The following is a 20,638-nucleotide window of genomic DNA, read 5'->3' as shown; positions in this document are numbered from 1 at the left end:
GAGGGCGCAGAATGTCAGTCATTGCACCGGACGAAAGAGCGGATTTCATTGCCGTCCTGCAGCGCCACAAGCTTGACGAGGCCGATTTCCTGCTTCAGGAAACCGACACGACCGACATCGTGGACGAGGTCTATCCGCTGCAGGGCCAGATCAACGTCGTGCGCAAGTCGACTCTCAAGGAGAGGGAATACCGGATCGGACATGGCACGGCATGGACCGTCGAATTCGAGAAAGACCTGGCGCGGGGCAAGTTCGGGTGAGCCGGACCTGAATCCGCAGCCGATCGCACCATCAAGCCGCCGGTCTTGCGCGTGCCCGGACGACGCTGAACATCGACGCGCCATCGGAACGGGTGCATGCTTTCGAAGCATGCATCCCCAGAAGCGGAGCAGGCGATGACCTCAAACGGATTCGCATCGTTCAAGGCACATTTGGTTATGTTGTTGCGCGACCTGCCGGTGGGAACCACGGCGGACCTGACGGACGTGGCCGTTGCGTATTGGGACGGCAAGCGTATCGTCGGCACCTACCTGCGCGATGGCGGCCGACTGGACGAGGAGTTTGAGTTCGATGAGAACGCGTGGGAAAACTGGCACGACGAGTTTGTTGGCTGGCTGGCCACGCCGACTTTCACGGAACGCGAAGAGCTAAGGACTTGCCTGCTGGACGCTGCCCCGGACACTGGCAGACCCGATCCCGATCCCGCGGGACGGGACACCGGAGACACCCTGCAAAGCTGGCTTCAGGTAGCGTATCGCCAGCAACATCATTAGAAGGCCCGCGCCCAACCGCCCCGCGCGCTCGCCGGGAGGGCGGGCTCGTTTCTTGCCGCCTCATTTACAATGCGCGAAGTTTTTTTCGCCTGCTAAATCAGGCTCGGCATCTAACAAGCGAGGTCTCATGATCATCAAACCGCGCGTGCGTGGCTTTATCTGCGTTACGACCCATCCTGCAGGCTGCGAGGCCAACGTCAGGGAACAGATCGACTACGTCACGGGAAAGGGCCCCATCGCCGGAGGGCCCAGGAAAGTACTGGTGATCGGCGCGTCGACCGGATACGGGCTTGCGGCCCGCATCACCGCCGCATTCGGTTCCGGCGCCGATACGCTAGGTGTCTTCTTTGAACGTCCCGGCACCGACAGCAAGCCCGGCACCTCCGGCTGGTACAACACGGCCACCTTCCAACGGCTTGCCGCGGCCAAGGGCTTGTACGCCAAGGGCATCAATGGCGATGCGTTCTCCGACGAGATCAAGCAGAAGACGATCGATACCATCAAGCGGGATCTCGGCCAGGTCGACCTGGTGGTGTACAGCCTCGCGTCGCCCCGACGGACGCACCCGAAGACCGGCGAAGTATTCAACTCGACGCTGAAGCCGGTGGGCAAGGCAGTCAGCCTGCGCGGCATCGATACCGACAAGGAAGTGGTCAGGGAGACCATGCTGGAACCGGCGACGCAAAGCGAGATCGACGACACCGTGGCGGTGATGGGCGGCGAAGACTGGCAAATGTGGATTGACGCGCTGAGCGCCGCGAACGTGCTGGCCGACGGCGCGAAGACGACCGCCTTCACCTACCTGGGCGAACAGATCACGCACGACATCTACTGGAACGGCTCCATCGGCGCCGCCAAGAAGGACCTTGACCAGAAGGTCCTTGGCCTGCGCGACAGGCTGGCCGCCAAGGGTGGCGACGCGCGCGTCTCGGTGCTCAAAGCCGTGGTCACGCAGGCAAGCTCCGCCATCCCCATGATGCCGCTGTACCTGTCGCTGCTGTTCAAGGTCATGAAGGAGCAAGGCACGCACGAGGGCTGCATCGAGCAGGTCTATGGGCTCTACAAGGACAGCCTGTACGGCGATGCGCCTTGCCTGGACCAGGAAGGCCGCCTGCGCGCGGACTACAAGGAACTCGACCCGCAAGTGCAGTCCCGCGTGCAGCAGCTCTGGCCGCAGGTCACCAGCGACAACATCTACGAACTCACCGACTTTGCCGGCTACAAGAAGGAATTCCTGCGCCTCTTCGGCTTCGAGATCGATGGCGTGGACTATGAGGCCGACGTGAATCCCGACGTGCAGATTCCCGGCCTGGTCTAGAGTCTGAAGTCTGGAGTCTGGGGCCTGCAGACTGTGACCAGGTCTGCTTTACCAGCGCGCTGTGCATGTCGAACAGCGGCCCGGCGGCATGCAGGCCCGTTTCATGCATGCGTTGCCACGACTGTGCGAGTTTTCCGCGTCGGGCCCCACGTCGGAGCGTGCCGCCGCGCCGGCTTGCTGCATCAGTTCTCCGAGGTGTGCAGCGAGCGCGCTGAAGCGCGGTTTCGTGGCTTTTTTCACATGCACAACCGAAGAGCGGAAGCAGCACAAGGCGGGTGCAGGATGCCCGCTAAACGGGCGCAAATCAGGCGCAAACCATGGGCGAATCAGATGCAATTCGCGCCTGGGAAACCGGAAAGAAAAATGGAGAAAGATAGTCGACACAATACAGACGCAAATCAAACGTAGAACGGAGGGGATCGCGATGTCAGCGCACCGGGCAGGTTCGGATGTGGAAAACACCTGAACCAATTCGCGTGAGCGCTATCTACTTCCGTAGCGGTTGCGCCCCTGCTGAGCCGCGTGACCAGGATTTCCAACCCAGGAGATGTTGATGCTGAGTCCGCATGAATTTGCCACCTTGCTACTGGTCCACGACACCCAGGATCGGCTGGAGCTTGATCCCGTGGATCTGGAAGCGTTGCTGGAGCGCGGCCTCGTGTCGCTGGAGGAATGCGGAGCCGGTCACTGGTGCCCGCATATCACGCCGCATGGCTTCGCCTTGCTCAAGGCGGTCGGCTGGCAGGGAGACGTGGTCGGGGCACGGCATGGCAAGGCGCGCGGGCAGCAAGCATCCGCGCAGCAACCGCAGTAACAGGCAAGGTGGCCTCGCCGCCTCGTTCGCCTTGCCGGTCTCGTTATGTCCCGTTAGTTTCCATTCATTTCCGTTCAATGAAAGTCGCGGCTGGACACCATCAAACGGCCCAGTAGCGGGCTCAGGTCCACCAGTTCCTGCGCCACCAGGTGCCTCACCTCGCCCTGCCGCTGCCACATGCCGATCACGCCCAGCAGCGTGGCACCCAGCACTTCCCTGCGCTGGCGCTCGATCAGGTCCGGCCAGAGAATCACATTGACGGCGCCCGTCTCGTCCTCGATCGACGTGAAGATCGTGCCGCTGGCGGTAGCCGGCCGCTGGCGCACCGTGACAATGCCGCAGGCCCGCACGCGCCGGCCACTGCCGCAATGGGCCAGTTCCTGCGCGGTGGCGTATTTCATGGCCGCCAGCCGCGGCCGCAGCAGCGCAAGCGGATGCGACTTGAGCGACAGGCCCATGCTGGCGTAGTCGGCGGCCACGTCCTCGCCCAGGCGCGGCGCCGGCAGCGACAGCTCGCTCTCGGCCGGCGGCGCCTCGTAGAGCAGGTCATGGTGCGCCGCCTGCAGCGCCGCCGCGCGGGCCTGCCAGCGCGCCTGGCGGCGATGCCCGGCGAGGCTGGCCAGCGCATCGGCGGCGGCCAGCGCGTCAATGTCGTGGCGATCCAGCCGCGCCCGCAGCACCAGGTCTTCGACACTGGCAAAAGGCTGCCCGGCACGTGCCTGCTCGATGCGTCCGGCGGCAGCCTCGCGCATGCCGCTTACGCGGTTCAGGCCTAGCCGCACCACCGGCTGCGCACGCTCGCGCCCGCGCGCCGCCGGCCCGCCTGGCTCATGCTCCAGCGTGCTTTCCCAACAACTCACCGTGACATCCACCGGCTCGGTACGCACGTGGTGGCGCCCGGCATCCTGCACCAGTTGCGAAGGGGAATAGAAGCCCATCGGCTGGCTGTTGAGCAAGGCACACAGGAAGGCCGCGGGATGGTGACACTTGATCCACGCGCTGACATAGACCAGCTTGGCGAAGCTCGCGGCATGGCTTTCCGGGAAGCCATATTCGCCGAAGCCTTCGATCTGCTTGCAGATGGCCAGCGCGAAGGCTTCCGGATACTTGTTGCGGGTCAGCGCCTTGACCAGCGCATCCTGATGCTGCTTCAGGTCGCCCTTGCGCCGCCAGGCCGCCATCGAGCGGCGCAGCTGGTCGGCCTGGCCGGGCGTGAAACCGGCGGCATCGATGGCCAGTTGCATCACCTGCTCCTGGAAGATCGGCACGCCCAGGGTCCGGCCCAGCACCTTCTTGATGACGTCGTTGTGATACGCCGGCGGCTTGCCGGTGCGCCGCGCCTGCTCGCGCCGCTTCAGGTAGGGATGCACCATGCCGCCCTGGATGGGTCCGGGCCGCACGATGGCGACCTCCACCACGAGGTCGTAGAAGGTGCGCGGCAGCAGCCGCGGCAGCATCGACTGCTGCGCGCGCGACTCCACCTGGAACACGCCGATGGTATCGGCGGCGCAGATCATGTCGTAGGTCGGCACATCCTTGCCGGGGATGTCCTCCATGCGGTACGGCGCGCCCGAACGGCTCGGGATCATCGCCAGCGCGCGGCGGATGGCCGAGAGCATGCCCAGCGCCAGCACGTCCACTTTCAGCAAGCCGAGCGATTCGAGGTCATCCTTGTCCCACTGGATCACGCTGCGATTTTCCATGGCCGCGTTCTCGATCGGCACCAGGCGCGACAGCTTGTGCCGCGCGATCACGAAGCCGCCCACATGCTGCGACAGATGCCGCGGGAAACCCCGCAACTGCGCGGTCAGGCTGGCCCACTGCCGCACTGCCGGCGATTCCGGGTCCAGCCCGTACTGGGCAATGCGGTCGAGGAAGGTCTTGCCGCCGTCCCACCAGGCCTGGCCCTTGACCACCTGCTCGATCACGCTGGCATCGATGCCCAGCGCGCGGCCCACGTCGCGCAGCGCGCTGCGCGAGCGGTAGGTGATCAGCGACGCCGCCAGCGCGGCGCGGTGGCGGCCATATTTCCCGTAGATGTACTGGATGACTTCCTCGCGCCGCTGGTGCTCGAAGTCGACATCGATATCGGGGGGCTCGTCGCGTTCGCGCGACAGGAAGCGGCCGAACAGCATGTTGGCATCGCCGGGATCGACCTCGGTGATGAACAGGCAATAGCAGACCAGCGAATTGGCCGCCGAGCCGCGCCCCTGGCACAGGATGCCGCGGCCGCGGGCAAAGCGCACGATATCGTGCACGGTCAGGAAGAAGGGTTCGTATTGCTTCTCCCGGATCAGTTCGAACTCCTCCTTCAACTGCTTGCGCCACGCGGGCTTGAGCCCGCCGGGAAAGCGCCGCAGCACGCCCTTCATGGTCTCGCGGCGCAGGTAGCTGAAGGGCGTCTCGCCCGGCGGCACCAGCTCTTCCGGATACTCGTAGCGCAGCGTCTCCAGCGAGAAATCGCACAGCGAAGCGATCCGCGCCGTCTGCGCCAGCGTCTCGCGCGGATACAGCCGGGACAGGCGCTGCCGCATGCGCAGGTGCTGCTCGGCATTGGGCGCCAGCGTCATGCCGCACTCGGCCAGCGGCTGGCCCACGCGGATGGCGCTCAGCACATCGGACAGCGGCTTGCGCGAGCGCACATGCATGGTCACCGCGCCGGCCGCCGCCAGCGGCACGCCCGTTTGCGCCGATGCGGCCTCCAGCCGCAAACGGTGCAAGGCATCGGCATGGCCCTGCAACTGTTCCAGCGCGATCCAGCCGCGCACGCCAAAGGTCTGCCGCATCCAGCTGGCCTGTTGCAGCAGCGCCTCGGGCTCGGGGCAATAGGACGGCAGCAGCAGCGCCAGGCAGTTGGGCATGCCGCGCAGGTGGGCCTGCTGCGGCTGCGGCGGCGCGGCCAGGTCGTCGGGGTGCAGCCGGTAGCTGCCCTTCTCCGAACGCGTGCGCCCAAGGGTGATCAGCTCGCTCAGGTTGCCGAAGCCTTCCCGGTCCTGGGCCAGCAGCACCAGCCGCAGCACCGGCTGGCCAGCGTGATCGGTCAGCGTGAAGCGGCTGCCGATCAGCAGGCGGAAGTCCTGCGCGGCGCGGGCCAGCGCCGCCAGCCGTTCATGACGGCGCTGGCGGGCCTGGGTGGCTTCGTCGGGGGCGGCTGCATGGCTCGTGGTATCCGGCGCGGCGAGAGGTTCGCCATCCTCGCCGTGCTCGCCCTCCTCCCTGTCGTCGTCGTCATCGTCATCATCGCCGCCATCCTCATCCAGCCCCGCGGCCAGCCGCGCCGCGCTGCGCGCCGCGGCATCGCGCAGACGCTCGCGCAGGTCCTTCAGCGCGTGGTGCGCGCGCGCCGTGCCCGCCACCGAGCATTCGTCGGTCAGCGCCAGCCCGCGATAGCCCAGCGCAAACGCACGCTCGATCAGCTCGACCGGATGCGACGCCCCGTCCAGGAACGTGAAATTGGAAATGCAGTGCAGCTCCACATAATCCGGCAATGCCGGCAATGCCGGCAGCAAGGCGGAAAGCACCGACGGCAAAGCGGAAAACGAGGGCATGGAGGGCTTGCTGGACATGACAAGGCGGCAAGGCTCAGGCGAACAAGCCGTGCAGGAACCAGCGGTACTCGCCGCTTTCCTCGCGGCCGGGGCGCTGGCGATAGACCCAGCAACGCAGGCCATCGGCCCGCTCGGCGATGAAGTAATCGCGCGTGGCCAGCGCGCCATCCCACCAGCCGCTCTCGATGCGCTCCGGCCGCGAGAGCAAGGTCAGCGGGCCGCCATGACAGGGCCGGTGGCGCTGCACGGTGAGCGACATCGGCTTGTCCAGCAGCCACAGCGGGCGCTCGGGCATGCCGCCTGCCGGGGCCGGCAGCGGCGCGCGCGCCGGCATTTCGTCGACGGGGCACCAGCGATTGGCGCGCTCGGGCCGGTGGTCGGGCAGCGGCTGCGGTTGCAGCACGTTTTCGCGGCCGAGCCGCGCCATCAGCGTATCGAGCAGGCGGCCCAGCTCGGCCGGCGTGCCGCCCGGCTCCGGAAACAGCGAATCGCTTTGCGGCAGGCAGGTTTCCATGGACTCCACCTCCAGCATCAGGCCCACCGCCGGCACGTTGAACTGCACCTTGTCCAGCCGCTCCTGCAGCAGCCTGGACAGATGGACCGGATCGCGGCTGGGCTGCGCCAGGCTGACCGTGACCGGCGTGGACGGGGTCTCGGTGCCGAGCCGGTAGCGCTCATGTTCGAGCCGCAGCACGAGCCGCGTCACGCCCGCCTGCTGCACCGCCAGCCAGCCGGCCAGCGCCAGCAGCAGGCGCTGCGCACCCGCCATCACGCCCTGGACGGATTCGGTGCGGCCCGGCAGCTCCATGCGCTGCGCGAACGCCGCCGGCGCGCTGAACCAGGTAAAGCGCACCGGCACCTCGCCATAGGCCTGGTCCAGCCGCGCCAGCAGATCCGGGCCCAGCCGGCGCCGCAGGCCCGCGCGCGGCAGGCCGCGCACCTCGCCCACGGTGCGGCAGCCGATGCCGTCGAGCCAGCCGTCGTCGGCCAGGCCTTGCAGCATGGCCACCGGCAGCCGGTCCAGCAACCGCGCCATGCGCGGCGCCCGCACCGCGCGCCGCGCCGGCCGCACCATGGCGCCACGGCGGTCCCGCCGCAACGGCTGCGCCGCCAGCCACGCCGCCCCGAAGGCCGTGGACCCGCAGCCAAGCTGCAGGAACACGCCCAGCCGGCGCACGCGCGCATACACCGCGCGGCACAACGCCAGATGGCCGCCGAACAGCCGCAGGCTAGCGCCGACATCGATCATCACGGTAGCCGTGCCGGGATCGGGATGGAGCGTCACATGCGGCGTGAAGTGCAGCAGCGCCAGCGCCAGCGCCGTCATCACCTGCGCCTCGGCCGCCGGCTCGCGCTCCATTTGGACCACCTGCGCCGACAAGGCCTGCACGCCGCCACGCCGCATCCCGGCCTGCACCCCCAGCGCCACCGCCGGCCCGTTGGCCAGCACCACCCGTTCGCGCTCCATCACCGCCACCGGCACGCGGTGGTGCAGCAGGCCGGCGCAAGCGGAGAGCGAGGCGGGCTCAGGCCAGTTCGGCTGCAGCGCGTCCAGCGACAGGCGCGGCAGATGCACCGCGATCCAGTACGACATGGGCTTGCTCTCCCGCAACGGCTTGGGAAACCGGGATATTCAAAGGGACCGGCATTGAAGGAACCTGTGGCGCCGCAGACGGTGTGGACCTGGCCGGCACCGCCATCATCTCGCCCAGCGGCAGCACCAGCGGCGCATCGCGCACCGGGCCGCGCCGCTTGTGGAAGGTGATCGACAAGGCATTGCCGGGCGCCGGCGACAGCAGCAGCCGCAACACCGCCGGCGACGACTCGCGCAGCATGCCGGCCGGGCGGCACGCCCAGACCACCGCGTCGCCCGCCTGCGCCAGCACCTGCAAGCGGCGCAGCGCCTCGGGACGCGCCGTGGGCAGCCACACCATCATCCCGCCAAAGGCCTGGCTGCGCAGCACCTGCTCCGCCGCCCACAGCACATCGGCCTGGGCCGCGGTCCGGCCCGCGCCGGCGGGCGGGCGCACCCAGAACACCTGCCGCGCCGGCAAACCCCATTCGGCCAGGCACATTGCATTGGGCAGATACGGCGGCCCCACCAGCGCCACCTGGCGCTGCGCCGCCGTCAGCGCCAGCAACGCCGGGCGCAGCAGGCGCAACTCGCCCACGCCAGGGTCGGCCAGCAGCAACTCCGTCAGCGCCCCCACCGGCCAGCCGCCGCCGGGCAGCTCGGCTGAAAGCGCCTCATGGCCGGTGGGCAAGGCCGGCACGCTGCCCGCCCGGCCCAGATGGCCAAGCTGCCCCGCCCGCCACAGGCCGGGATAGCGTTGTTCCAGTGCGTCCAGCGCACCCTGCCGGTCGGCGGGCGTTTGCGCCAAAGGCGCAACGCCCGACATGTCGGGCGAGGCTGGGGAGAGATGGGCGTTCATGTGATGCTTGCGACCCAGCTTAGGAGCCGGGTGGAAATTCCGATAACTGTATATTTATACAGTAGCACGGAAGAGCGCATGGGTGAAGCGGGGGGATTCTGGAAATGGAGAATGACAATAGCTAGTGCGGGGCAGTGTCGTGCACCAGATAACCGAACCCCGCCACGCCGAGCATGCCGCCTACCTGTCGCGCCGAGTTGAGGACGCCGGAGGCGATGCCCGCGCGGGAGCCATCCACGGCTGAAAGCGTGACATTGGTCATGGTCGGCACCATCAGCGCGATGCCGCTGGCGGCCAGCAGCATCGGCGGGGCGAGCAGCCAGTAGGGGCCGTCGATGCGTACCGGCAACAGCATCAGGTAGCCCAGGGCGGCCAGGAGCAATCCCGGCGCCATCAAGTACCTCGCGCCCATCCGCGTGATCAGGCGGCCGGCAAGCACGTTGACTGCCATCCGCACCACCGTCATCGGGAGGAACGCCAGCCCGGTCTGCTGTGGCGATAGTCCCTGCTGAAGCTGGAAGAACAGGCTGAAGACAAAGATCTGGCCATAGTAGGCAAAATTCACGATCACACCGGCGAGCGACTCCACCCTAAACGCGGGGATGCGCAATAGCGCCAGCGGCAGCATCGGCGCAGCACTGCGTGATTCGATGCGGATGAAGGCGGCCGCCGACGCCAAGGCCAGCCACAGCCGGATGTCGGTCTTCGAGCAAGCCACAATGGTTCCAGTTTTCTTATTTCAGAGCCCTTTGCAGCGTACTCTGCTGCATACAGCAAAGTGCCGTGTGATCTGGTAATCCCACTCCATGCGTTGCCCGCATGGCCTTGCCGGGCGTGCCCCAAACGAAAGCAAAGAGCCGACGCGCCCAAGCTCCCCAGCTTCATGTGCCTAGTCACGATGCCGTCCGCGCTCCGGCGTGACCCTACCCGTGTAGATCGTACGCTGGAGCCAGTGCACCGACTCACCGCGATTGAGCAGCGTATGCAGTTCTTTGCGAAATTCCACGTTGCTGAAATAGTCGCACAGGAACAGTCTGCGCAACAGCTTGCCAAGTTGTTCTGCCGCCCGATAGATCGGATCCCCTTGCGCTGCGCTGCCGAATCGCTGCAACGCGACGACGGCACAAGCCGAGCGGCAACGTCATCCATCTCACAAAGCGGCAACGTGCGCATCCAAGCTGGGCAGCCTATGCGCGTTTCCTCGGCACAAGTCACGCGGCAGCCTGGAGGCAAGTGCGAGGTCAGGCTGACGTTGCATGAGGACCGTATGCTGGTGGGGCACTATTCCTTGGCTTGCAGCACGAAGAAGCAGGATTACTTCAATCTTCAATCGCGCACAGCTTCTGGTTGCGCCGACCTAAAGTTCTCGATATATTTTATGGGACCCCGACTCCACCGACTAGGTACGCGCCCATGACCGTCTACGTCGCACACAATCGGACCAATGCGGTTGAACGCATCAATTCTCGGACGAAGGGCACGGTAGACCTCGACTACGAGACCGCGTGGGAAGATGCGTTCGAGCTTGGAAGGCTCGGGCAGCAATATGGCGTCGTCGTGCAGTTCCGAACCATCGAGCATGTCGCTGTGTGCTCTCCGGAAGCCCTAGTCCGGGGATTACGAGCACCGAAACTCACATTCAGGCAGCGGCACCTGTATTGCATGTTCGATTTGACCGCACTGCCAGAGGTCTGTCTGTGCGAACTAGAAGCACGTGCCATTGAGCATGGAGACTACATTCTGGCGGGCCACCTGCTAAAGGACTCTACGCTCACCTGGGAGTAAGTAGGGGGCCTCGCCGAACCGCCACCAGTGAGCTACGCAGCCTCCAGGTGCCCATCGGGTTGGCCTGAACTCAAAGTCAGGCCTGGACGATCGCGAGTTCAACATCGTATGCAGGCAAATCGACGTCGGCAATGCGCCGACGGACTTGTCTTCCCGCATGACCAGAGGCGTGCGTCAGGCCAACGGCACCGTGGCCACCGAGCCGATGATGGATATTAAGCACGTGGCAGAAGCCGTGCGCTACATCGCAGCGCTGCCATTGTCGTCAGATGTGTTGAACATGACCGTGACGGCGAGCAATATGCCCTTCGTCGGCCGCGGTTGAGTTGCAGTCAAAGGCGCTGGCGTGAGCAGGACATCCTGCCTCACGCCATCCGAGTCGACCTTATTCAGGCTCGATGCCCGCCGTCTTGATGATCTTGCCCCAGCGGTCCAGCTCGGCAAGCTGGAATCTGGCAAGTTCCTCAGGCGAAGACACCTTTACCTCCATGCCGTTCTCCATCACGAAATGGCGGATCGATTCGGTCGCCATCGCCTTGCGCATCAGTTCGTTGAGACGGTTGATGATCGGCGCCGGTGTACCAGCGGGCGCGTATAGACCGTTCCAGTAGCTGGACTCATAACCCGCCACGCCTTGCTCCGCGATGGTCGGCACGTTGGGCAGCAGCTGCGAGCGCTGTGGGCTGCTGACGCCGAGTGCGCGCAGTTTGCCGGCCTTGACCTGCGGCAGGCTGGTGGTCAGGTCGACGATCATCACGTCGGTCTGTCCGGCGACAAGGTCGATCACGGCGGGCGGATTGGCCTTGTAGGGGATGTAAGTCAATTTCGTCCCGGTCATGTGCTGGAATTGCTCGGTGGCGACCCGCGCCGACGATGAGCCGGAGCCGAACGTCAGCTTGCCCGGTTCCCTCTTCGCTAGCGCGATGAATTCGGGCACGTTCCTGGCCTTCACGTCGGGATTCACGACCATCAGCATGTAGCCCTGGACCACCTGGCCGATCGGTACAAAGTCCTTGATGGGGTTGTAGGGCAGGTTCTTCACCAGATGCGGATTGGCGGCCTGTGTGGTGTTGGTGGTCATGAACAGCGTGTAACCATCGGCGGCCGAGCGCGCGACGAGCTGCGCCGCGATGCCGCCAAATGCGCCGGGGCGGCTGTCGACGACGACCGGTTGGCCCGTCTCCTTCGTGATCTGGGCACCCATCGCGCGGGCCAGGCCATCCGTCGTGCTGCCAGGGCTGGAGCCGATCACGATGGTGATCGGCTTGGTCGGATAGGATTGCGCGCTGGCCATGCCGGACGCAAGAACGATCATGGCGATTGCCGCCAGAAGTTTGATTCGCATCTTGTCTCCTCTGATTCTGATTCTTCGATCGGGGGCAGGGATGGGGGCTGTCGGCGCTCAGGTGGTGAGGCTGACGCTCAGCTCTGTACAAGGAGATGCCCTAAGGCATCTACGGCGTTTTCAGTTTCTATTGACAATCGGCAACGCTGCATCTCGACCTGCGTGCTCCGAAGGCGCCACTGGCTTCAGCTTGGCGATGAACGGCATATCCGGTTTCATGATACAAGTCAGCAGTACACCGCAGGCCATCACGCCGATGGACAGCAGAAAGGTGACATTCCAATTCCCCAGGCGGTCGATCAGATAGCCCGCCACAACCGGGCTGACGATAGCCGCCGTGAAGCCTGTGCCGCTCATAATGCCGCTGGCCGTACCCGAACGGTCATAAGCGATGTCCATCGGAATAGCCCACATCGGCCCGATATTCATTTCGTTGAAGAACATCGCCGCGGCCAGAAAAATCAGCGAATACATCGGTTCGTGGATCAGCACCACCGGGATCAGCGACAGCCCGGTCATGGTCATGCAGAACGCGACCAGGACGCTGCGCGCGAGCTTCAGATTGCCGGTGCGTCGAAGCAGCTTATCGCTGATGAGGCCGCCGATCAGATCGCCGAACACACCGGCGACGAACACCCCTGACGTGAAAATCACCGCCTTCTTGATGTTCAGATGGAAGCTATGCATGAAGTAGAGCGGCATCCAGTCGAGCATCAACCAGAGGATCCAGTTGTAGCAGAAGTACACGGCGGAGACAGGCAGCAAGCGACGATAGAGACGCGCCCAGGTGCCGGGCGCTTCCACCGGACGAACTCTCGGCGGCGGCAGGCTCTCAATTTCCCCAGCGGTGATGCGCGGATGATCCGCCGGCTTTTCGGTGTAGGTCACGTACCACAGGACCAGCCAGCCGAAACTCAGCGCGCCGAGCAGGTAGAAGGCGAATCGCCAGTCGAACGAAGTCATCAGCGCCAGCACCAGGATCGGCGCCACCGCATTGCCGAACCGCGCCGACGAGTGAGTGATACCTTGGGCCATGCCGCGCTTGTCCTTCCTCACCCACGACGCCATCGCGCTGGTGGACGCGGGGAAGGTGGCGCCTTCGCCCAGACCCAGCAGCAGCCGAGCCGCGACGAGCGTCGCGAAGCCGCCGGCGAAGCCCGTCAGCGTGGTCGCCACCGCCCAGATGAAGGCGCAGGCGATCAGCGTGCGCCTGGCGCCGAAACGATCGCTGACCCAGCCGCCAATGAACTGGAATATCACGTACGGATACGCGAAAGCCGAGAAGATGAAGCCGAGTTGCGTGTTGCTCAGCCCGAGTTCGGACTTGAATTGCCCGGCGGCGGTGCTGATGTTGACGCGGTCGACGTAGGTGATGAAGTACATCAGGCACAACATCAGCAGGACGGTAGTGGTCGCCTTGATCTGTATTCGTTTCATGTCTCACTCCACATTGTTCGTTGTTATTTTCTCGGCGATCCCGAGGTAAAGGCGACCACGGCGTCTTTGAAACGGGCGCTGCTGTACACCTCTTCGATCAGATCTTCGTCGTCGAGCCGCTGTTCGACGACGATGCGGCGCAGGCTTTCCTTCACGGCCTTCTGCGTGACCGGTGAAAGCGCCATGAGCCGTTGCGCGAGCGTATGGGCGTCGTCTTGCAGTGCGTCTTGCGAACACACGTCATAGACATAGCCACACGCTAGCGCTTCGTGCGCCGTGAGGTAGTCGGCGAGCAGCAACATCTTCTTGACCCGCGGCACGCCGAGCGCCGCATGCAACCGTGCGATGTTGCGCGACGCCAGCGTGTTGGAGAGCGTCTTCGCGATCGGCGCGCCGAAGCGCGAGCCGTCGCTGCAGAGCCGGAAATCGCAGGCCGTTGCCAATGCCAGGCCGCCGCCGACGGCCCACCCGTCGATCACTGCAACCGTGGGCACCTCAATGCGTTCGACCGTGTCGATCACCCGCTCGACGAAGGCCTCGTAGGCCACGCCATCACGGCCGTCGCGGAAGTCCTTGAAGTACGCGATGTCGGTGCCGGAAATGAAGGACTTGCCGCGCGCCCCCCGGAACAGGATGCAGCGCACGCCGCTGTTATTTGCGCACTCTGCGATCAGCGCCAACAGCGACTCGTACATATCGAGCGTCATCGCGTTATGCCGCTCCGGGCGGTCGATCACGATCTCCGCTGCGCCCGACTGATGGATCTTGAGACTGACGAGTTCGCTCATGGCGCCGTCCCATCAATCTCGGCGAAGATCTCGTCGTTGTGCTCGCCCAGCAGCGGCGGATGACGACGCACCGTCTGCGGCGTGCCCAGCATCTTGACGGGAAAGCCAATGTTCTTGACCTTGCCTTCGTTCGGGTGTTCGATCTCCATGCACATGCGACGGTGCGTGGCGTGCTCGCTCTCGAACGCATCGGGATAGGACAGGATCGGGCCGGCCGGAATGCCGGCGGCGAGCATCGCGTCGACCCAAGCCGCGCTGTCGCGCTTCGCGAATTCCTGCTCCAAGGCTTCGATCAGCGCCTCGCGATTCTTCAGCCGCAGCGACACGCTCGCATAGTCGGCCTGAGCGATCAAGTCCGGGCGCTCCAGTAGTTCGCACAGCTTCGTCCAGAGCTTCTGATTGGTGGCGCCCATCACGAAGTAGCCGTCTCGCGCCTTCACGGCCTGGTAGGGCGCGCTCATCTTATTGCTGGTGCCGAGCGGCGTCGGCGGCACGCCCGTGCCCCAGTATTCCGACATGTCCCAGATCGAGAAGGCCATTACCGAATCGAACAGCGACGCGTCGATGTGCTGACCCTCGCCGTTTTTCTGCGCGCCGATGTAGGCCGACAGCAGGCCGTAGACCGCGAACAGCGCGCAGCCGATGTCCGCCACCGGTACCCCGGCCTTGACGGGCTTGCCGCCCCTGTAGCCGGTCACGCTCATCACGCCGGACATGGCCTGCGCCATGAGATCGAAGCCGGGCCTCGACGCCCACGGTCCGCTTTGCCCGAAGCCGGAGATACTGACGTAGACAATCTTCGGATTGATCGCCTTGATCGACTCGTAGTCGATGCGCAGACGCTGCACCACGCCTGGCCGGTAGTTTTCGACAATCACGTCGGCGGTCTTGGCGAGCTTGTAGAAGAACTCGCGCCCTTCGTCGCTCTTGAGGTCAAGCGTCAGCGAGCGCTTGTTGCGGTTCATGTTCAGGAAGCCCATGCTGTCGGGCCCCTTCATCTTGAAGCCCATCGCGCCGCGGGTCTGGTCGCCTTCGAGCGGCTCCACCTTGATCACGTCCGCGCCCATGTCGGCCAGCAGCATGCAGGCGAAGGGGCCCGCCATGACCTGGCTGACGTCCAGCACGCGAATGCCTTGCAGCGGCAGATGCTTCGATTCGGTCATCCCGAGTCTCCTCTGTAGAAGGTGTGAGTGGGACCGCTTAGCCATGCCAGGCATGGCCAGCAGTCTTCTGATCTCACTGTCCGCTACATACCAGGCCGCCGCAAGAACGCCTGGATCATGTCTGGTTTCGCGCAATGCGAAACCGGGCGGGGCGCCTCCCCCGGGGACTAGGCCGGTCTGCCGACCAGCTCGGTCACCACGTTGCGCAGGGTCTGCTCCTGAGCGTGGCCCTCGACGCAGGACAGGACGTAGCTGCGCCGGTGCCAGTCGCCCTGGAGTTCGGCCGATGCCAGCGATTCCCCGGGATGAAAACTGTGCAGGACGTCGGGCGGCATCAGGCCGACACCCAGGCCATGGTGCACCATCGCCAGCATGGTGTCGAAACCGCTGACGGTGAAATTGTTGGGGAACAGCCGCCCGCGGCTGCGGTACGCGCGGTGCACGGCGGACAGGACCGCGGAGCCCTTGCCGAGGCTCACGATGGGGAGATCGAGGATATCGTCGATTCCGACGGGTCCGTCGGGAAACTGGAAATGCGGGCGGTTATAGACCAGCACCAGGCGGTCCTCCTTGTACGGGGACTTCGCCAGATCCAGGAAGCCGCTTTTCTTCTCGTAGATGCCGACGTCGATCACTTTGTCGCGCAGCAGTTGCTGCACGATCTTGCTGTTCTCCTCGACGATCTTCAAGGAGATGCCGGGGTATTTGCGCTGGATGTCGGCAATCTCGCGGGCCAGGAACTGGATGACGACGGCCTTGGGCGCACCGATGATAATGCGGCCGTCGAGGCCCTGGTTGAGAGCCTGCGCGTCGCCTTCGAGGCGGTCGATGAGGTTGTCGATCTGCCGGACGTATTGGAGTAGCTTGTCGCCCGATCCGGTGATTTCGACTCCGTGCGGTACGCGCTTGAAGAGTTTGGCGCCGAGTTGGTCTTCCAGGTCCGTCACGCGGCGGGATGCGGCCGCCACCGCCAGACTGAGTCTGTCGGCGGCGCGGGAGATGCTGCCTTCCTCAGCGATGGCGAGGATCAGTCGGATGGTGGTCGTGTCGAATTTCACGGGGGCTCCGGGTTGTAGCGAAGGAGTTGGCGGCGTCGACTCGGGCCTGGTGCACACGGTGGTGGGCACGGCCGGCAACGCCAACGATGTCACGCGAGCCCACGTCCTGGTGCATGGCGACGAGACCGACGCATTCGGTGATGCGGGTTACCAAGGCGTGGAGAAACGCGGCAAAACGCAAGGCATCGCGGCGAACTGGCACGTCGCGATGCGCCCCGGCAAGCGCCGCGCCTTGGATAAGGCACCCCGATGGGCAAGGCGCGCGACGAGCTCGGACGCGTCGCCCGGAATCGGGAATCTGACCCGAAACGCAGGTGAAATCGTCCGCGTTCATGGCGAATCACCGTTCCCGCTGAACCACCTGACGTTACGCGCCGAGACAGGTCATGCTCCGGCATACCGCTTCCTGTATTCGGCCGGCGTGACGCCGACATGCTTGGCGAAAGCCCGTCTCAACGTATCTGCATTGGCAAAACCGCACTTTGCAGCAACCTGCTTGGGCGCTTCTCTTCCGGTCTCCAGCAACTCCCGAGCTGCTGTGACTCGTGCCATCTCGATCCACGTGGCCGGCGTCACACCGACTTCGGCATGGAACAGACGCGCGAAATGGCGTGGACTCAAGCCAGCGTGTTTGGCGAGCTTCTCCACACTATGTTCCAACCCCGGGTTCGCCGCGACCCAACGCTGGACCTCCTGCAGGGCCGAGCGCCCGGCGGGACGTGTTTCGCCTTTGCGACTGAACTGAAGCTGCCCCCCAGGACGCTTGAAGTACATGACTAACTGCGCAGCAACGCGCATGGCGATCTCCCGGCCCAAATCCTCCTCCACCAGCGACAAGGCAAGGTCTAGACCTGCCGTGACACCGGCTGCCGTACGAAGTTTCCCATCACGCACGTAAAGCGCGTCTTGGTCGATGGTAACGGAGGGGTACGCCTGCGCGAGCTGGTCCACCGCGGCCCAATGCGTGGTGAGTCGACGTCCATCCAGCAGCCCTGTCGCTGCCAATGCGAAGGCGCCGGTACAAACTGAGCCGTAGCGTCTGGCCTGCGCCGCGGTTGTGCGCAGCCAGGATAGTACTTCGGGCTTCAAGCGTATCTGCGCAGCGTTCGGTGCGCCAGCGATGAGCAAGGTGTCTATGCAGGTGCTCGTGTCCCCGGCCACCTCGTCGGCCACAAGGCATGCGCCGGACGAGCTCCGGATCACCCCGGACTCGCACGCCACGATGCGCAAGCCGTAGGCCTCGTGCCTCACCTCCACATTCGCTTGTGCGAACACGTCCAGCGGTCCAGCCACATCCAGGAGCTGAACACCTGGCAGCGCCACAATTGCAACCGTTATTGCCATTTCGACGGCAACCTCCCGTATGTCAGTCCAACACGCACAATGGCAGTATATGACGTATTACGCCGATTGCGGCCAAAACAACATTGACCGAAAATTAGACCTGGCCCCACCTTGGAGACTTGTCATGACGTTGAATATCGACGGGATCGCTATCCCCGATAGCAAGCTTAGCCGCGAAATCACCGAACTCGTTCGGGACACCGCATCGCCCCTGCTGTTCCATCACTCGAGCCGCGTGTATTACTTCGGCGCCTTGGCCGGGAAGCATCGCGGCCTGAAGTTCGACCCCGAGTTGCTGTACTGCGGCTGCATGTTCCACGACATGGGGCTGACGCATAAGCACAGCAGCGCCTGCGAGCGCTTCGAGGTGGATGGCGCCAACGCCGCCCGTGATTTTCTGCGAAACCACGGAATCAATCAGCAAGATATCGACACGGTATGGACGGCGATTGCCTTGCATACAACGCCAGGGATTCCCCAGCACATGCATCCTGTCGTGGCGCTGGTCACTGCCGGCGTGGAAATGGACGTACTGGGCCTGACCTATCCTGAGTACACCGACGCCGAGCGTGAAGCGGTTGTCCGCGCGCATCCGCGTGGAGACCATTTCAAGGAAAACATCATTCAGGCCTTCTATGACGGCATCAAGCACAAACCCGACACAACCTTCGGCAACGTCAAAGCCGATGTGATCGCCGACAAGGATCCCTCTTTCAAGCCTGGGAACTTCTGCAGCGTCATCCGCAACGCGAAGTGGACTGGCTGACCGGGCAGTGGCTTCCACCTAGTTTCAACCGCCCCGCGTCAACTTGCAGACAGCAATCGACGAGCTGCTTCCTCACCACTGGCGTCCCACGCGCGCGCGGCGGCTCCAGGCCGCCGCACCGCGAATCAACGCACCGCGTTGGCTTCCGCCACCGCTACCGCCGTCATATTGACGATGCGGCGCGTGGTGGCTTGCGGGTTGAGGATGTGCACCGGCTTGGCCGCGCCCAGCAGGATCGGGCCAATGGTGACGCCCTGCCCGCCCGTGATCTTGAGCAGGTTGAAGGCGATATTGGCCGCGTCCAGCGTCGGCATCACCAGCAGGTTGGCGCTGCCAGCCAGCTTGGTGCCCGGCAGGAAGTGGCGGCGCACGTCCTCGACCAGGGCGGCGTCGCCCTGCATCTCGCCTTCCACTTCCAGGTGCGGTGCCTCGCGGGCCAGGATCTCCTGGGCCGCGCGCATCTTCCGGGCCGACGGCCGGTTCGACGAGCCGAACATCGAGTGCGACATCAGCGCCACCTTCGGATGCTGGCCGAAGCGCGCGACCTCCTCGGCCGCCAGCTGCGTGATGGCAGCCAGTTCCTCGGCGGTGGGGTCGTCGTTGACAAAGGTGTCGGTGATGAACAGCGTGTACTTCTCGAGCATCAGCGCGTTCATCGCGGCGAACACCTTGGCGCCCGGCGCCAGGCCGATGACGTCCCGCACGTGCTCCAGGTGCGCTTCGAAGCGGCCCACGGTGCCGCACAGCAGCGCGTCGGCGTCGCCCATATGCATCAGCATGGTGCCGATCAGCGTATTGGAGCGGCGCAGCGCCACCTTGGCCATGTCGGGCGTCACGCCGTCGCGGCCGCGCAGCGCGTGATACGCCTCGTGGTAGGCGCGGTAGCGCGGATCGTCTTCCGGATTGATCAGCTCGAAGTCCTCGCCGGCCTTCAGGCGCAAGCCGGCTTTCTCGATGCGCATCTGGATAACGTGCGGGCGGCCGATCAGGATCGGGCGCGCCAGGCCTTCGTCCACCACGGTCTGCACCGCGCGCAGCACGCGCTCTTCCTCGCCCTCGGCGTAGACCACGCGCTTGGGCGCGGCCTTGGCGGCCGTGAACACCGGCTTCATGATCAGGCCGGTATGGTAGACGTACTGGGTGAGCTGCTGGCGATAGGCTTCCAGGTCCTTGATGGGACGCGTGGCCACGCCGGATTCTTCAGCGGCCTTGGCCACCGCGGGCGCGATCTTCTCGATCAGGCGCTGGTCGAACGGCGTCGGGATGATGTAGTCGGGGCCGAACTTCAGTTCCTGGCCACCGTAGGCGGCGGCAACGGCGTCGTTCAGTTCGGCTTCGGCCAGATCGGCGATGGCCTTGACGCAAGCCAGCTTCATTTCTTCCGTGATCTTGGTGGCGCCGCAATCGAGCGCGCCGCGGAAGATGTACGGGAAGCACAGCACGTTGTTGACCTGGTTCGGGTAGTCCGAACGGCCGGTGGCGATGATGCAGTCCGGGCGGGCGGCCTTGGCCACTTCCGGGCGGATTTCCGGCTCGGGGTTGGCCAGCGCCAGGATGATGGGCTTGTCGGCCATGGTCTTGACCATCTCGGCGGTCAGCACGCCGGCAGCCGAGCAACCCAGGAACACGTCAGCACCGTTGACCACGTTGGCCAGGGTGCGGGCCGAGGTTTCCCGCGCGTAGCGGGCCTTGTTGGGCTCCATGCTGGAGTCGCGGCCCACATAGATCACGCCCTTGGAGTCCACCACGGAGATGTTCGAGCGGGTCACGCCCAGGCTCACCATGGTATCCAGGCAGGCAATGGCCGCCGCACCAGCGCCCGATACCGCCAGCTTGACCTTGGCGATGTCCTTGCCCACCACCTTCAGGCCGTTGAGCAGCGCAGCGCCCGAGATGATGGCGGTACCGTGCTGGTCATCGTGGAAGACCGGGATGTTCATGCGCTCGCGCAGCTTCTTCTCAATGTAGAAGCATTCGGGCGCCTTGATGTCCTCGAGGTTGACGCCGCCCAGGGTGGGCTCCAGCGCCGCCACGATCTCGACGATCTTGTCCGGATCGCGCGCATCG

At 64.8% G+C, this 20,638-nt stretch carries 17 protein-coding genes and 3 pseudogenes; 8 read left to right on the top strand and 12 right to left on the bottom strand.

Annotation, left to right across the window (positions count from 1 at the left end):
- Positions 1-11: 11 nt before the first annotated feature.
- The 4 genes from AC1DQ3_RS12410 (at position 12) to AC1DQ3_RS12395 (ending at position 2,905) form a co-directional block, all read left to right on the top strand.
- On the top strand, positions 12-260 hold the full coding sequence (locus AC1DQ3_RS12410; protein ID WP_477120493.1) for a hypothetical protein: 249 nt from the start codon (positions 12-14) through the stop codon (positions 258-260).
- 96 nt (positions 261-356) lie between these two features.
- Entirely contained in the window at positions 357-773 is a 417-nt protein-coding gene (locus tag AC1DQ3_RS12405; RefSeq protein WP_477120492.1) for a hypothetical protein, read from the top strand.
- A 127-nt stretch (positions 774-900) separates the two neighbouring features.
- Positions 901-2,091, top strand: a complete 1,191-nt coding sequence (fabV, locus tag AC1DQ3_RS12400) for an enoyl-ACP reductase FabV (protein ID WP_477120491.1) — start codon at positions 901-903, stop codon at positions 2,089-2,091.
- Between the two features lie 553 nt (positions 2,092-2,644).
- Positions 2,645-2,905: a hypothetical protein gene (locus tag AC1DQ3_RS12395; protein WP_477120490.1), complete on the top strand. Its 261-nt coding sequence runs from the start codon at positions 2,645-2,647 to the stop codon at positions 2,903-2,905.
- 74 nt (positions 2,906-2,979) lie between these two features.
- Here AC1DQ3_RS12395 and AC1DQ3_RS12390 read toward each other — a convergent pair whose 3' ends face one another.
- The 5 genes and pseudogenes from AC1DQ3_RS12390 to AC1DQ3_RS12370 all read right to left on the bottom strand — a co-directional run.
- Entirely contained in the window at positions 2,980-6,453 is a 3,474-nt protein-coding gene (locus AC1DQ3_RS12390; RefSeq protein WP_477120489.1) for an error-prone DNA polymerase, read from the bottom strand.
- A gap of 34 nt (positions 6,454-6,487) precedes the next feature.
- Complete coding sequence (locus AC1DQ3_RS12385; RefSeq protein WP_477120488.1) at positions 6,488-8,047, bottom strand: Y-family DNA polymerase; 1,560 nt, start codon at positions 8,045-8,047, stop codon at positions 6,488-6,490.
- The gene (gene imuA, locus AC1DQ3_RS12380) at positions 7,980-8,885 is read right to left on the bottom strand and encodes a translesion DNA synthesis-associated protein ImuA (protein ID WP_477120487.1); all 906 of its coding nucleotides are present in this window, start codon (positions 8,883-8,885) and stop codon (positions 7,980-7,982) included. The genes AC1DQ3_RS12385 and imuA overlap by 68 nt, the downstream gene beginning before the upstream one ends.
- 121 nt (positions 8,886-9,006) lie before the next feature.
- The gene (locus AC1DQ3_RS12375) at positions 9,007-9,603 is read right to left on the bottom strand and encodes an MFS transporter (protein WP_477120486.1); all 597 of its coding nucleotides are present in this window, start codon (positions 9,601-9,603) and stop codon (positions 9,007-9,009) included.
- A 174-nt stretch (positions 9,604-9,777) separates the two neighbouring features.
- Positions 9,778-10,008, bottom strand: a pseudogene (locus AC1DQ3_RS12370) (Tn3 family transposase); the annotation flags it as partial.
- A gap of 290 nt (positions 10,009-10,298) precedes the next feature.
- On the opposite strand from AC1DQ3_RS12370, the gene AC1DQ3_RS12365 reads away from it, so the two are divergent.
- Positions 10,299-10,670 (top strand): PHA-granule associated protein 4, encoded by a 372-nt coding sequence (locus AC1DQ3_RS12365; protein WP_477120485.1) that lies wholly within the window; start codon positions 10,299-10,301, stop codon positions 10,668-10,670.
- A gap of 82 nt (positions 10,671-10,752) precedes the next feature.
- Positions 10,753-10,995, top strand: a pseudogene (locus tag AC1DQ3_RS12360) (3-oxoacyl-ACP reductase); the annotation flags it as partial.
- Between the two features lie 60 nt (positions 10,996-11,055).
- Here AC1DQ3_RS12360 and AC1DQ3_RS12355 read toward each other — a convergent pair.
- From AC1DQ3_RS12355 to AC1DQ3_RS12335, 5 genes are all read right to left on the bottom strand, one after another.
- On the bottom strand, positions 11,056-12,015 hold the full coding sequence (locus AC1DQ3_RS12355; protein ID WP_477120484.1) for a Bug family tripartite tricarboxylate transporter substrate binding protein: 960 nt from the start codon (positions 12,013-12,015) through the stop codon (positions 11,056-11,058).
- A gap of 120 nt (positions 12,016-12,135) precedes the next feature.
- Positions 12,136-13,452, bottom strand: coding sequence for an MFS transporter (locus AC1DQ3_RS12350; RefSeq protein WP_477120483.1), 1,317 nt, complete (start codon positions 13,450-13,452; stop codon positions 12,136-12,138).
- A gap of 23 nt (positions 13,453-13,475) precedes the next feature.
- Positions 13,476-14,240, bottom strand: a complete 765-nt coding sequence (locus tag AC1DQ3_RS12345; protein ID WP_477120482.1) for an enoyl-CoA hydratase — start codon at positions 14,238-14,240, stop codon at positions 13,476-13,478.
- The gene (locus AC1DQ3_RS12340; protein ID WP_477120481.1) at positions 14,237-15,403 is read right to left on the bottom strand and encodes a CaiB/BaiF CoA transferase family protein; all 1,167 of its coding nucleotides are present in this window, start codon (positions 15,401-15,403) and stop codon (positions 14,237-14,239) included. The genes AC1DQ3_RS12345 and AC1DQ3_RS12340 overlap by 4 nt, the downstream gene beginning before the upstream one ends.
- Positions 15,404-15,570: 167 nt before the next feature.
- Entirely contained in the window at positions 15,571-16,461 is an 891-nt protein-coding gene (locus tag AC1DQ3_RS12335) for a LysR family transcriptional regulator (RefSeq protein WP_477120480.1), read from the bottom strand.
- A gap of 37 nt (positions 16,462-16,498) precedes the next feature.
- On the opposite strand from AC1DQ3_RS12335, the pseudogene AC1DQ3_RS12330 reads away from it, so the two are divergent.
- Positions 16,499-16,743 (top strand): annotated as a pseudogene (locus AC1DQ3_RS12330) (transposase); the annotation flags it as partial.
- 102 nt (positions 16,744-16,845) lie between these two features.
- Here AC1DQ3_RS12330 and AC1DQ3_RS12325 read toward each other — a convergent pair.
- The gene (locus tag AC1DQ3_RS12325; protein ID WP_477120479.1) at positions 16,846-17,805 is read right to left on the bottom strand and encodes a GlxA family transcriptional regulator; all 960 of its coding nucleotides are present in this window, start codon (positions 17,803-17,805) and stop codon (positions 16,846-16,848) included.
- Between the two features lie 124 nt (positions 17,806-17,929).
- On the opposite strand from AC1DQ3_RS12325, the gene AC1DQ3_RS12320 reads away from it, so the two are divergent.
- Positions 17,930-18,571: an HD domain-containing protein gene (locus AC1DQ3_RS12320; RefSeq protein ID WP_477120478.1), complete on the top strand. Its 642-nt coding sequence runs from the start codon at positions 17,930-17,932 to the stop codon at positions 18,569-18,571.
- Positions 18,572-18,696: 125 nt separating this feature from the next.
- On the opposite strand, the gene AC1DQ3_RS12315 is transcribed toward AC1DQ3_RS12320, so the two are convergent.
- Positions 18,697-20,638: NADP-dependent malic enzyme (locus tag AC1DQ3_RS12315; RefSeq protein ID WP_477120477.1), on the bottom strand; the 1,942-nt coding region annotated here is incomplete at its 5' end.

This window comes from Cupriavidus sp. 01T418, assembly GCF_056398885.1.
Note: the sequence above shows the minus strand (reverse complement) of the source record. Positions and strands in the feature narration are given on the sequence as shown.